Here is a 13794-nt window from a genome sequence, read left to right on the forward strand (position 1 = left end):
GATGATATTAGAATATACATTTTTTTTAGCTATTATTTTAATTACATTTCTTGCTAATAAGCTGACCGGTTTTTTAAACTTAAGATACCCCACTATTCCTGGGTTTTATTTTATATGGTTTTTATTGATGGTTACTACATTATTGCAGCCACTGGAAATAGAAATGCATAATACTGCACCAGGATACACTATTTTTTTATTAGCATTATTTTCACATGCTTTCTTTTTTCTATTGGGGTTGACGTTTGGATATAATAGACGCATTGTTAAAAGCAAAGTTATTTCCGAAAATGTTGCCGAGAATGTTTTTCTTTTTAAGGAAAAAAAAGTTGTTAAAATATTATCTTTGATCTCAATAGGCTTATTTCTACATGCTCTTGTTTCTGTTCAGAAGATACCGATTTTGGAAATCCTTAAGGCTGGCGCAGATGAATCGTTGGCTGCAGATGCTACTGTCAGTAAAGAAGCTCTATTTAAAGGTGATATTGGACTAAATAATTATATTTGGAATTTAAATAGGCAAATTTTTTTCCCAATAGTAATCATTTATTATTTCAGTTTATATTTTTTAAATAGAAGCAAAAAAAACCTAATATGGTTTTTATGTTTTCTGATTGTCGGTATTATAAATAATAGTATAAGTGGTTCATTAGCACCTGTGGCATTAATTTTTTTGATGTTAGGTGTTACTTTTATATACCTTTCTAAAAAAGTTAGAATAAAGCATTTTGTTTTGTTGTTTATTAGTTCTCTTGCTTTCCCTATCCTAATTGATTTTATCGCATCTGATAGAAGTTTTATTGATTCTGCTGAAGTTACAATTACTAAAACAGTGTATCGATTTTCGGGCGAGACTTTTAAAAGATCCATTGATTATTTTAACGTTTATGGAGTTAGTGAAGATTTTTTAGGAGGAAGGACTCATAAAATATTTACATATTTTTCAGGAGAAGATTATTTTAACGTATCTAATCACATTTTTATAAAAAACTTACCTGAACGCAAACTGGTATATGCTTCTACGGGGCATCAAAATGCTCATTTTATATGCTATTTATATTCAGATTTTGGCTATATGGGAGTAGTTGTTGGATCTTTAGTGATGGGATATGTTCTAGCTAAATTTCAGTTGTTTTGTACTGATAAAGTAAGAGATAAAATTTCATTTTCAGCGTATGTAATTTTGGTATCATTATTTTGGAAGCTAATGGGTGTACATCCTTTCACCATCTTGTTTTCACACGGAGCAATCTTATTGTTGTTTTTAGTCAATTTCTTGTATAAAAGATATAGGAAGTATGGCGGCATATCATTTAAATTATGAAACATAAAATTAAAATATTAGTTCTTTACCAAGTAATCATGCACTATAGGTTGCCATTTTATGAGCACATTGATGGTGATAGTGAATACGAGTTCTGCCTTTTATTCGGCAGGGGAAAAGAGGGTAGCAAGCTTGTAAATACAAATCAGGAATTTAGATTTAAAAACAAGAAATTATTTGATTTTAGAATTCCGCTTAAAACAGCAAATGGAGAAGCATACATACCTGTAAGCCCCTTTTTGTTTTTTCACCTGATAGTAAAATCGCCACAAATTATTTTTTCAGAAGGTTCGTCATCAATAGTTAATTCCTCAATAGCATTTATATATGCTAAGATCTTTAGGAAAAAATTTGTCTGGTGGAGTTTGGGAATGCTGGAAGGAAGAACATATAGCGGATTACGAAAATGGCTAAATAAATGGGAAAAGGTGATTGAAAATAACAGTGATGCTATTTTTACTTATAGTTCTAAAGGGCGGGATTACTTTCTGAGCCGTGGCGTAGAGATGGAAAAGATTTTTGTAGGGGTGAATGTCATAGATACAGATAAGAAACTTAAGGAAATTGAAAGATACAGAAATGTAGAATTTTCTTTTCCATACCAAGACAAGTTTAATTTGGTTTTCATAGGATCAATCACGTCAGAAAAAAATCTTGAATTGTTGATTGATGTAGTTAAAAGATTTAATCTCGTGTATAAAGATGTTGGAATGCTTCACATTATTGGTGACGGAAAGTATCTGACTGTGATTGATAAATATATCAAAGACAATAATGTTGCTGATAGCATTTTATTACATGGACGTATAAATGAAGGCGCTAGTAAAATATTAAGCAAATGTGATGTTATGGTTTTACCTGGACTTGGAGGACTTGCTATCGTAGAGGCTATGCTTAATAACTTGCCTGTTATAACAGGTAGGGCAGATGGAACGGAATATGATTTAGTGGATGATTCAAACGGCTTTATTATTGAAACGATAAATGAGCAGTCCCTATTTGAAAAAATCGAATTTTTATATCTAAACGAAGATGTCCGCCAATCGATGGGTCTTAAATCGTTTGAAAGAATAACTAAGGAATTTAGTTTTTCTAAATACTATAGTAAGTTTAAAGAAGCAATTAATTACGCATTATGGCGCCACCAGTATTAATATATAGAATCGGCAATTGGTTTCATAGAAATCGAATGAAGCCTGTAGGGAAATTTTTCTCATTTTTAAACAGATTTTTATTTTCTGTATGGCTTCCGTCTTCTGCGCAGATAGGCGAAAATTTCAAAATCGGTTACTGGGGACTAGGGGTTGTTATTCATTCCAATACAGTTATTGGCGATAACGTAACTATTGCTCAAAATGTAACTATTGGAAGAAATTTTGGAGATAAGCGTGTACCTGTTGTTGGAGATAACGTATATATTGGAACGGGTTCAGTTATTTTTGGAGAGATAAAAATCGGTAACAATGTTATAGTGGGCTCAAATTCGCTTATTAATAAAGATATCCCGGATAATTGTACAGCCGTAGGAAACCCGATGAAGATCATTCAGCAAAATCGATCGGTCAAATATTATGAAATTGACCAGTTGTAATTTTTTGTGCTATACATATATTAATTCCAAAATAACACAATTTGAATAAGTTAGTGCAGGTTATACAGCTTTTAAAAAACATGGGACCACGGTATGTGGCTTACCGTGTTTTTCATGAACTGGAAAAAAGACTGGGAGTACTTAAACGAAAGCATAAGGCGAGTCCTGCTTCAAAAAACTTTATATTACTGTCAGACTGGCGTAATTTAAACTCAAGGTTTCTTGTCGGCGCTAAGGAAGAAATTGGATTTCCTAAGTATCAGGATGAAAATCTAGAGCAGGCGTCTCAGAAAATACTAAATGGGGAAATACGATTTTTTAGTCATGAATGGATAAAACTAGGAAAGGATTATGACTGGATTACTAATCCTGATAATGGATTTAAGTATGACATTTCTAAGCACTGGTCTGAAATACCCGATCTTTCAGTAGAAGCTGGTGACATAAAATATGTGTGGGAAAAGTCCAGATTTTCCTATTTACTTTCAATAATAAGAAGTGATTATCATTTTAATGAAGATCATTCGGAATATGTGTTTTCAGAAATTGAAAGCTGGATTGACAGCAATACCGTAAATCAAGGGCCAAATTGGAGATGTAGCCAAGAGATATCACTTAGGGTATTAAACTGGTGTTATGCTATTCACTATTATAAAAACTCTAAGGCGTTTACACAGCAACGTTGGGAAAAGATACAGAATACAATTTACTGGTCGTTGGATCATGTTTACAGACATATTAACTTTTCGAGAATTGCGGTAAGAAATAATCACGCTATTACAGAGACGCTTTTACTTTCTTTAAGTAATATTTTGTTTCCGTATATACCTGAAACTAAAATATGGGCAAAAAGAGGTTCTAGATGGTTTGAACAGGAAATTGGTTACCAAGTGTACAGAGACGGTACATTTTTACAGTTTTCAATGAATTACCATAGGGTTGTTGTTCAGCTGTTGTCTTTAGGGATTACTGTTAAAGAATTAAATGGTGAAAGATTCTCGGATGTGGTTTATGACAGAGCTTACAAATCCTTAGATTTTCTTTACCAATGTCTTGAGGAAAAAAACGGACACCTTCCAAACTATGGATCTAACGATGGAGCGTTGTTCTTTCCTTTGTCATCGACAGATTACAGGGATTACAGGCCCCAGCTTAATACATTGCACAAAATATTAACAGGAACACATCTTTACAACGAAGAAACTATACGGGAAGATTCTAAATGGGTATGTGGCAACCTGGAAGTAAATCCTGATCGCAAATCTAGTTTACGGAAACATTTTGGTTTTAAATCATACCCCGTAGGAGGGTTCTATATACTTAGGGAAAGTAATTCTTTTACTTTCATACGATGTGGTAATCATAAAGACAGACCAGCTCATGCAGACAATCTTCATGTTGATATTTGGGTAGATGGTCAAAATGTATTACGCGATTCTGGGACATATAAGTATAATACTAATAAGGAATTCCAGGATTATTTTACGGGTACATTGTCGCATAATACTGTTGTTGTAGGGGATCATTCGCAAATGCTGAAAGGTAGCCGCTTTATATGGTATTATTGGTCGCAGGCTTTGAGTGCAAGGTGGACAGAAACAGATGATACTTATGTATTTGAAGGTGAGATAAGCGTGTTTCGGTTTCTGAATCCTAAAGCAAGACACAAAAGGATAGTAGTCAAGTTAAAAGGTAAAAACGTTTGGACTGTGAAAGATGAAGTTTCTGGTTTAATGGCTGTTGATAAAAAGCAAATATGGCATCATGATGATTATCCGGTTACATTTACAGCCATCGCGGATTCGTTAGGTGCAATGGTGCAACATACAAATTCATATAATTCAGAATATTATGGATATAAGAAAGAGGGATCAGCTACTTCTTTTGCCTTTAAAAATGAAATAGAAACACAAATAGAAATTTAGGTATATGAAAATACTGTTATTACATCAATATTTTCTGGAAGAAGATGATGCGGGTGGATCAAGGTGGAACGAGATCTCTAAAAGTTGGACAGATGCAGGTCACGAAGTAACTGTGATAGCAGGTATGATGCATGCTAATGGTAGTAGTAAAAGAGATGAATATAAAGGAAAGTATTTTGTAAGAAAAAATCAAGGAAAAGTGAATGTGCATCGGGTACATGTTTCCGAATCTTATAATAGCGGTTTTTTGGGGAGGCTTTGGGGGTATTTTTCATTCATGTTTTCTTCATTTTGGGCAGGCGTGTTTAAAATTAAAGGCAAATATGATGTTATAATTGTAACTTCACCACCGCTATTTGTAGGGGGTAGTGGTTATTTTATTTCACTATTTAAACGAATTCCTATGGTTTTTGAGATAAGGGATTTATGGCCGGAATCAGCAATTGATACCGGTGTTTTAACCAATAAACTAATTATTAAGCTGGCATACGGCTTTGAAAATTTTATTTATAAAAAAGCAAAGCTTATAAACGTGCTTACTCCTGCTTTTTACAATACTTTGATTGAAAAGAAAAACGTAAACAAGAATAAGCTTATAATGATACCAAATGCGTCTGATTTTTCATTATCTGAAGAAGTAAGACAAAATTTTGATAGGGATAAGTTTCGTGAAGAACACGATTTTGGTGATCATTTCGTTATTACATACGTTGGTGCGCATGGAGTGGCAAATCATCTTGAACAAATACTCGAAGCTGGAAAGGCATTAGAGGATACAAAAGTATTGTTTCTGCTAATTGGCCAGGGTATGAGAAAAGAAAGCTTAAAGTCGTTGGCAGCAGAAATGGGAGTTGTTAATGTGCGGTTTATAGACCCAGTGGCTAAAAAGGACGTTTTTAAATATATCATAGCGTCTGATATGGGAATTTCTGTTTTAAAGAGAGTGGATACTTTTAAAACAGTTTATTCTAATAAGACATTTGACTATTTTTCTTGTAAAACCCCCGTGCTTATGGGTATAGATGGTATTTCAAAAGAACTAGTTGAGGAAGCAAAAGCAGGAAGCTATATAGAACCCGAAAACATTTCAGAATATAATAGGATAATTAGAGGATATATTAATGATCCCGAACGGATAAGGACTGAAGGTGAAAATGGTTACCTTTATGCAAAGCTGAATTTTGACAGGCAAGTGCTTTCCGATAGATATTTAGAGAGTATTAAGCAAATTATTTAATCAATGATATATAAAAATAGTGTTAAGCGCCTATTTGATTTTTTTTCTGCTATTATAGGGTTACTGTTATTAAGCCCTATTTTTATTACAGTTTGTCTATGCCTCTTTATTGCAAATAGTGGAAAACCATTTTTCTTTCAAAAAAGGCCTGGAAAAGGGGAAAGGATTTTTAGTATTATTAAATTTAAAACCATGACAGATCGCAAAGATGCCCAAGGTAATTTATTGCCGGATTCGGATCGTCTTACTTCGGTAGGATCATTTGTCAGAAAAACATCTTTGGATGAAATTCCCCAATTAATAAATGTTATCAAGGGAGACATGAGCTTAATTGGCCCAAGGCCCCTATTGCCACAATACCTGCCTTTATATGACAATTTTCAAAAAAGGCGACACGAAATTAAGCCGGGTATAACCGGCTGGGCTCAGGTAAATGGAAGAAATGCTATAAGCTGGCAGCAAAAATTTGAGTATGATGTATGGTACGTAGATAATGTTTCATTGGTATTGGATTTGAAAATTATATTTTTAACGATAAAAAAGGTGTTTAAGTCAGAAGGTATCAGTTCAACAACTTCTGCTACGATGGAGGCTTTTAAAGGAAATTAATATGTTTTTATACGGCGCGAGCGGACATAGTAAAGTCATTATAGAGATAATCAGAGCCGTTGGAGAGACAACCATCGATGCTCTGTATGATGATAATCCTAAATATACAGATATTCTGGGTGTGCCTGTAAATAATGATGCGTCATTTTTACAAAACGGAAATAGATGCATAATTTCAATAGGGAATAATAGAGTAAGGCAAAAAATCGCCATGAAAATAGACGCAAACTTTGTGTCAGCAATCCATCCTAATGCTGTTGTAGCTCCGTCCTCAACTATAAGTGCGGGTACAGTTGTTATGGCAGGTGCTGTAATAAATGCAGATGCATTTGTGGGAACACATTGTATCGTTAATACAGCATCGGTAATAGAACATGATTGTGTTTTAGGTGACTATGTACATATATCCCCTAATGCTGCATTGGCAGGTAACGTGATCGTAGGCGAAGGTACTCATGTAGGTATTGGAGCATGTGTGATTCAGGGTGTCAGTGTTGGGAAATGGGTTACCGTAGGTGCAGGGTGTGTTGTAATAGATGATATACCTGATTATGCTGTCGTTGTTGGTAATCCCGGAAGGATAATAAAATTTAATGAAATTGGATAAAGTTTAGTGTTTTTAGTTATTTTTAAGACAAAAACATTACAATACTTTTCTGATTAAACTACATTTGTATACTAATTTTTGAATTAATGAGTAATAGTAAGATATGGCTTTCTTCGCCGCACATGGGAGGAAACGAGTTAAAGTTTATAAATGAAGCATTTGATGCCAACTGGGTGGCGCCTTTGGGTCCGAATGTTGATGGCTTTGAAGCTGATCTGGAAACATATCTTGGAGATGAGGTTAATGTAGGGGCGTTAAGTTCAGGTACTGCTGCCCTCCATTTAGGATTGATATTACTTGGAGTACAACCAGGAGACGAGGTGCTTTGTCAGAGCATGACCTTTTCTGCATCGGCAAATCCTATAATGTATTTAGGAGCAACTCCAATATTTGTTGATAGCGAGAAAGAAACGTGGAATCTTTGTCCTAATGCATTGGAAGATGCAATTAAAGACCGAATAAATAAAGGGAAACAGCCTAAGGCTATTATAGCGGTACATTTATATGGTATGCCTTATAAGGCAGATGCAATAAAGCAAATTTCTGAAAAATATGGTATCCCTGTACTGGAAGATAGTGCAGAAGCTTTGGGAAGTACATATAAAGGCCAAAAATGTGGTACTTTTGGCGATATAGGTGTTTTGTCCTTTAACGGTAATAAAATTATAACGACTTCAGGTGGCGGAGCTATTGTATGTAAAAATAAAGAGCTAAAAAATAAGGCTGTTTTTCTATCTACCCAAGCAAGAGATAATGCACCTCATTATCAGCATAGTGAAGTTGGCTATAATTATAGGATGAGTAACATTTGTGCTGGTATAGGCAGAGGGCAAATGGAGGTTTTGGATAAGCATATTGGTCTAAGAAGAAGAATGCATGGGTTTTACAATGATTTGTTTAAAGATCATGATGGGATAACCCTTTTTAAAGAAGCTAACGATGATTACTTTTCCAATCATTGGCTTAGTGCAGCTATTTTTAACCCTGAATACTCAAATGGTATAACAAGAGAAGATGTAAGGCTGGTATTGGATAAAAATAATGTAGAATCCAGGCCCTTATGGAAACCAATGCATATGCAGCCGGTTTTTCAGTCATTCCCATACTACGGTGCAAATGTCGCTGAAAATCTTTTTAGAGATGGGTTGTGTCTTCCTTCCGGGTCTAACCTAAATGATCAGGATAGGTCAAGAATAACCGATGCTTTTAAAGAGTCAGGTTTGCTTTAATATAAATATTTTTTAAGTGGCTAAAGGAAATAAAATAAATACAGGTAAGATATACGAATCGCTGCACAATCTAGGATATTTGCCAAGGTGGATTATATTGCTGCTGGATGTGTTTGTTATCTCGATGACAGGTTTGTTCTCCTATATGATTATATATCGTACGGGTATCCTATATGTAAAACCTGCTGTCTACAGCATTAGTATTCCGGTTTATCTTTTTACGAGTATACTTTCCTTTAGGGCATTCAGGACTTACGCAGGAATTATAAGACACTCTTCTTACATAGATGCAGTGAAAATCTTTTTTGCACAATTTACTACCGCATTTCTATTATTAGCAATCAACAGTTTTTACTGGAGCGTCACTGATCATTTACTATTCTTAAATATAGGAATACTTATCAATGCGGTATTTTCTTTTAGCTGTCTGTTTCTTTACAGGGTTTTAGTAAAGCAGGTTTTTGAAAATTATTTTAATAACAATCAGTCAACTAAATTAGTACGGTCTATAATTTATGGGTCAGATGCGAATGCGATAGCTGTTGCCAACGCACTTAAATCTGAAATCCCTGCAAGATTTAAAATTGTAGGTTTTATAGATAAGTCAAGCCATAATAAATCAAAGATGATATTAGGGCTGCCCATATTGCAGCACAAAAAGAGAGTTTCAGTATTAATGAGGATATTTAATGCGGAGGCTCTTGTAATCGCTGATAAAAGTCTTTCTAAAGAGGACAAATTACTAATTGTAGATGAATGCCTTGAGTTTAACTACAAGGTTTATACCGTTCCATTAATTTCAGACTGGGAAGACCAGAAGGAAATTTCTAAAAAAGTCAAAAATTTCCAAATTCAGGATTTACTGGAGAGAAAACCAATAGTGTTGGATAATAAATCGATATCTGGCCAGGTTAAAGGTAAAACCGTATTGATTACGGGTGCGGCAGGCTCTATCGGAAGTGAGATTGTTAGACAGGTAATACAGTTTGGTCCAAAAAATATTATAATGCTGGATCAGGCGGAAACGCCATTGCATCATCTCGGGCTGGAAATATCAGGATTAAAAGATAGTTCAAGTATATGCAGTGTTATTTCCGATGTCAGGGACAGGAAGGCGTTAGATGCCGTTTTTGATAGATTCAGGCCGCAGGTTGTTTATCATGCCGCAGCTTACAAGCATGTGCCACTTATGGAAGAAAACCCTTCGCAAGCCATTTTTGTAAATGTACTTGGAACTAAAAATGTGGCTGAGCTCGCCTTGAAGTATAATGTTGATAGTTTTGTAATGGTTTCAACTGATAAAGCTGTGAATCCAAGCAATGTTATGGGCGCGAGCAAGCGTATTGCTGAAAAGTACGTACAGGCATTACATAATAATGAAGTCCTTCTTAAAAATAATTCGGCAACCAAGTTTATTACAACTCGTTTTGGAAATGTTTTGGGATCTAATGGTTCTGTAGTACCACTATTTACAAAACAGATAGAGGCAGGAGGACCGATAACGCTGACTCATCCTGATATAATACGTTATTTTATGACAATACCAGAGGCTTGTCAGCTTGTTCTTGAAGCTGGTGCCATGGGAAAAGGGGGGGAGATTTATATTTTTGATATGGGTAAACCTGTTAAGATTATCGATCTTGCTAAAAAGATGATCATGCTCGCAGGTTTTGCGCCTTACAAGGATATAAATATAGAAATCGTGGGCTTGAGGCCGGGAGAAAAGTTGTACGAAGAGCTTTTGAACGATACCTCTAAAACACTTCCTACCCATCATGAAAAAATCATGATTGCACAGGAGAGTTATGATGATTTTACTTTACTAACTTCATTGCTGGAAGATCTTATTACTGCCGCAGGTGGTTACTCGCGTGAAGAAGTAGTATTGAAGATGAAAGAAATTGTGCCGGAATTCAAAAGTATGAACTCTGAATTTCAGCTACTGGATAAGGCTGCGGGATTGTAATTTCTTAAAACACCTATCATATTGTTCTGTCATATCAATTTGATTATGCATATTTATTTGTCATAATTTTATGATAGTAATAATGATAAAAAATTATCTTTGCGCTTAAATTTTCACCTTTATAGGTTAATTGGAATATATGATAAGGAAAGCACTATTATTTTTTATTACCGTCTCGTTATTTTGCTCTTGTGCATCAAGGAAAAAAATCGTTTATTTTCAAAACATTTCTAACACTTCAGAAAGTTCGGCAGTTAATTATGAGCCAAGTTTGAAAGCAGACGATTTATTGCTTATTATTGTTTCTGCTTCAGATCCTGAGTCAGTAAAAGATTTTAACCTTCCGCTTGTGGGGGTTATGAACTCGTCAGGATCTAATATGAATGTTGTTTCGTCACAACAACAATATCAAACCTATCTTGTTGATAATAGTGGTAATATACAATTTCCGGTTTTAGGTACCCTGAAACTTGGTGGACTTACACGTGCAGAAGCAATCAATAAGCTTAATGCAGAACTTAAGAAATATGTGAATGATGCTATTGTTAACATGAGGATACTTAATTTTAAAGTGTCGTTACTTGGTGAAGTTACGAGAGCAGGTTCTTACAATATCAACACAGAAAGAGTATCACTGCCTGAAGCTCTTGCAATGGCCGGTGATATGACTATATATGGCGATAGGAGCAGGGTTCTTATTATCAGGGAGGCAAACGGAAAGAAAACGCATAATTTTGTTGATATGACAAAGGCAGATTTTATCAATTCGCCTTTTTACTATCTTACACAAAATGATATAGTTTATGTTGAACCCAACAAAACAAGGATTAACTCATCTGTGGTAGGTCCTAATATAACTGTAGCTATATCCGGAATCTCATTATTAATTACCATTATCGCCCTAGCAACACGTTAAAAATGCAAAATAATTTACCGATTCAGAATAATGAAGTCAGTAGTGATTTCAATATCAAGGAACAACTTGATATCTATCTTGTCAAATGGAAATGGTTCGTTTTAGGGGTAGTTGCATGTGTTATTATTTCTCTCTTATATTTAAGGTATTCCACGCCAGTTTACAAGGTGTCATCCACTATTCTTATCAAAGATGAGAACAGAGGTGGTCTTGCGGATGAATTGTCTGCTTTTTCCGATCTTGGATTGATGTCTGGCACTAAAAGCAATGTCGATAACGAAATAGAGGTGCTTAAATCAAGAACCGCATCTTATAATACAGTCAAAGAACTGGGCTTCAATATAAGTTATTATAATAAAGGTAATGTTAAGACAAGTGAGGCTTACAAGAAATCGCCGGTGAAGGTACAATTTATTGGTGCAGGAGATAAACTGTATGAAACAGATACTTTATTTCATATCAAAAATATTTCTGAGTTAAAATACGAATTGTTTGATTCCGAAGAGCATAGCAAAGGAGTGTATTCTTTTGGGCAAACAGTAAAAAATAACCTGGGCTCAATCGTAATCATCAAAAATATTGAAGGGTATCAACCTAAAGATAAATCCGATATAGATGATATTATAGTTAAGATTACGCCATTGGAAAAAGTTTCCGAATTGTATAGGACTAAATTCCAGGCGGCTACTACAAGCAAGCAAACTAGCGTTATAGCGTTGTCACTTACAGACGAAGTGCCGCAAAAAGGTATTGATTTTCTTAATACGCTTGTAACAAGGTATAACAATGATGCAATTGAAGATAAAAACCTAGTTGCACGTAATACTGATATTTTCATCAACCAGCGTATCGATTCTCTTATAAAAGAGCTTAGTGGCGTTGAGTTAGATGCAGAGCGTTTTAAAAAGAAAAACAGGCTTACAGATATCGTTTCTGATGCCCAGTTAGTTATTAAATCGGCTAATGAGTATGAGTCAAACGTTGTTACAACGACAACTCAGCTTAATGTTGTAAACTATATGCTGGATTATCTCAAAAAGTCGACTACAGATGATATTATTCCAAATAATATTATTCCTGATAATGCCGATGCTGCTACACTTATTTCTGAATATAATACGCTTGTTTTGGGTAAAGCAAGAATATTAAAAACCAGTACAGATATAAATCCAAGGGTCGCAGCGTACAATATGCAGCTTGACGGTTTAAAATCCAGCATAAGTAAAAGTCTTAATAATCTTAAGTCTTCGTTACAGATTTCTCAAAAAAACTTACAGCGACAGGAAAATCTTCTTGGAGGTAAAATCGGAGATGTTCCAAGGCAGGAAAGAGAATACAGGGAGATGGACCGTCAGCAAAAAGTTAAGGAATCATTGTATCTTTATTTGTTGGAAAAGAGAGAAGAAAATGCAATTTCACTTGCTGTAACTACGCCAAATGCTAAGATTATAGATTATGCTTTTGCGGATAGACAGCCTGTATCGCCAAAGCGCAGTATAATTTTATTGGCGGCATTGCTGCTAGGTGTCATTATTCCGGCTCTTATTATTTACATAAAAGATCTTTTAGATAATAAAATTCATAATTTCAAAGATATAGAAAAGTTTGCCTTACCTTATCTAGGGGATGTTCCGAGATCGGAGACTAACGGTGAGCTAGTAAACCTTCACAGCCGTTCAGGAACTGCTGAGGCTTTAAGGATAGTTCGTACCAATCTTGAATTTATGGTGTCTCAGGTGCCACAAGGATTGGCTAAAACAATCTTTGTAACTTCTACAATACCAAAAGAAGGTAAAACTTTTATATCTGTTAATCTGGCGACTACAATAGCGTTAACCGGTAAAAAAGTATTGTTAATCGGTATGGATATCCGTAATCCGAAATTGGATGAGTACGTAAATATTCCAACCAAAGGACTTACAAATTACCTGTCTTCTGCCGATGTGGATTACAATAGTTATATTGTTCACTATCCGGGATTTGAACAGTTCTATATTATGCCTCCGGGTATTATACCGCCAAATCCGGCAGAATTGCTTATGAGTGACAAACTGATAAGGCTTTTTGAAGATATTAAAAGCGATTATGACTATATAGTTGTAGATACAGCTCCGGTAAGCTTGGTTACCGATACCCTTATTGTAGCTCATCTAGCTGATGCGTTTGTATATGTTAGCCGCGCAGGTTATCTGGATAAGCGTATGCTTGCAGTGCCTAAAGGATTGTATACCGACAGCAAATTACCTAACATGGCTATGCTTCTCAATGATACGACAAGTGAGAAGGGCTATGGTTATGGTTACGGCTACGGTTACGGTTACGGTGCGGAAGTACAAAAGGAAACATCATGGACCGATAAAATATTCAAAAGAAAATAGAAAAAACAATTC

The 13794-nt window shown here is 35.0% G+C and carries 11 protein-coding genes; all 11 read left to right on the forward strand.

The window, feature by feature from the left end; genetic code table 11:
- Position 1: 1 nt before the first annotated feature.
- The 11 genes from ALW18_13880 (at position 2) to ALW18_13930 (ending at position 13782) form a co-directional block, all read left to right on the forward strand.
- The gene (locus ALW18_13880) at positions 2–1324 is read left to right on the forward strand and encodes a hypothetical protein (protein AOE53518.1); all 1323 of its coding nucleotides are present in this window, start codon (positions 2–4) and stop codon (positions 1322–1324) included.
- On the forward strand, positions 1321–2478 hold the full coding sequence (locus ALW18_13885) for a hypothetical protein (GenBank protein ID AOE53519.1): 1158 nt from the start codon (positions 1321–1323) through the stop codon (positions 2476–2478). Before ALW18_13880 ends, ALW18_13885 begins: the two co-directional genes overlap by 4 nt.
- Positions 2460–2915, forward strand: a complete 456-nt coding sequence (locus ALW18_13890; GenBank protein AOE53520.1) for an acetyltransferase — start codon at positions 2460–2462, stop codon at positions 2913–2915. The genes ALW18_13885 and ALW18_13890 overlap by 19 nt, the downstream gene beginning before the upstream one ends.
- 80 nt (positions 2916–2995) lie before the next feature.
- Positions 2996–4840, forward strand: coding sequence for a heparinase (locus tag ALW18_13895; GenBank protein AOE54419.1), 1845 nt, complete (start codon positions 2996–2998; stop codon positions 4838–4840).
- Positions 4841–4844: 4 nt separating this feature from the next.
- On the forward strand, positions 4845–6077 hold the full coding sequence (locus ALW18_13900) for a glycosyl transferase family 1 (GenBank protein ID AOE53521.1): 1233 nt from the start codon (positions 4845–4847) through the stop codon (positions 6075–6077).
- Between the two features lie 6 nt (positions 6078–6083).
- The gene (locus ALW18_13905) at positions 6084–6686 is read left to right on the forward strand and encodes a UDP-galactose phosphate transferase (GenBank protein ID AOE54420.1); all 603 of its coding nucleotides are present in this window, start codon (positions 6084–6086) and stop codon (positions 6684–6686) included.
- Position 6687: 1 nt separating this feature from the next.
- The gene (locus tag ALW18_13910; protein AOE53522.1) at positions 6688–7293 is read left to right on the forward strand and encodes an acetyltransferase; all 606 of its coding nucleotides are present in this window, start codon (positions 6688–6690) and stop codon (positions 7291–7293) included.
- Positions 7294–7379: 86 nt separating this feature from the next.
- Entirely contained in the window at positions 7380–8522 is a 1143-nt protein-coding gene (locus tag ALW18_13915) for a pyridoxal phosphate-dependent aminotransferase (protein ID AOE53523.1), read from the forward strand.
- 16 nt (positions 8523–8538) lie between these two features.
- Complete coding sequence (locus tag ALW18_13920) at positions 8539–10488, forward strand: polysaccharide biosynthesis protein (protein ID AOE53524.1); 1950 nt, start codon at positions 8539–8541, stop codon at positions 10486–10488.
- A 139-nt stretch (positions 10489–10627) separates the two neighbouring features.
- Entirely contained in the window at positions 10628–11404 is a 777-nt protein-coding gene (locus tag ALW18_13925) for a sugar transporter (protein ID AOE53525.1), read from the forward strand.
- Between the two features lie 2 nt (positions 11405–11406).
- Positions 11407–13782 carry a hypothetical protein gene (locus ALW18_13930; protein ID AOE53526.1) on the forward strand — a complete coding sequence of 792 codons (2376 nt, stop codon included), beginning with the start codon at positions 11407–11409 and terminating at the stop codon, positions 13780–13782.
- The last annotated feature ends 12 nt before the right edge of the window (positions 13783–13794 follow it).

It is taken from the genome of Flavobacterium psychrophilum, from assembly GCA_001708385.1.
GTDB lineage: Bacteria > Bacteroidota > Bacteroidia > Flavobacteriales > Flavobacteriaceae > Flavobacterium > Flavobacterium psychrophilum_A.

What these genes read in the sequence shown, in the direction of transcription:
- ALW18_13890 (AOE53520.1), top strand. Translation starts at nt 2,460, where the DNA reads ATGGCGCCACCAGTATTAATATATAGAATCGGCAATTGGTTTCATAGA.
- ALW18_13885 (AOE53519.1), top strand. Translation starts at nt 1,321, where the DNA reads ATGAAACATAAAATTAAAATATTAGTTCTTTACCAAGTAATCATGCAC.
- ALW18_13915 (AOE53523.1), top strand. Translation starts at nt 7,380, where the DNA reads ATGAGTAATAGTAAGATATGGCTTTCTTCGCCGCACATGGGAGGAAAC.
- ALW18_13880 (AOE53518.1), top strand. Translation starts at nt 2, where the DNA reads ATGATATTAGAATATACATTTTTTTTAGCTATTATTTTAATTACATTT.
- ALW18_13930 (AOE53526.1), top strand. Translation starts at nt 11,407, where the DNA reads ATGCAAAATAATTTACCGATTCAGAATAATGAAGTCAGTAGTGATTTC.
- ALW18_13895 (AOE54419.1), top strand. Translation starts at nt 2,996, where the DNA reads ATGGGACCACGGTATGTGGCTTACCGTGTTTTTCATGAACTGGAAAAA.
- ALW18_13900 (AOE53521.1), top strand. Translation starts at nt 4,845, where the DNA reads ATGAAAATACTGTTATTACATCAATATTTTCTGGAAGAAGATGATGCG.
- ALW18_13925 (AOE53525.1), top strand. Translation starts at nt 10,628, where the DNA reads ATGATAAGGAAAGCACTATTATTTTTTATTACCGTCTCGTTATTTTGC.
- ALW18_13910 (AOE53522.1), top strand. Translation starts at nt 6,688, where the DNA reads ATGTTTTTATACGGCGCGAGCGGACATAGTAAAGTCATTATAGAGATA.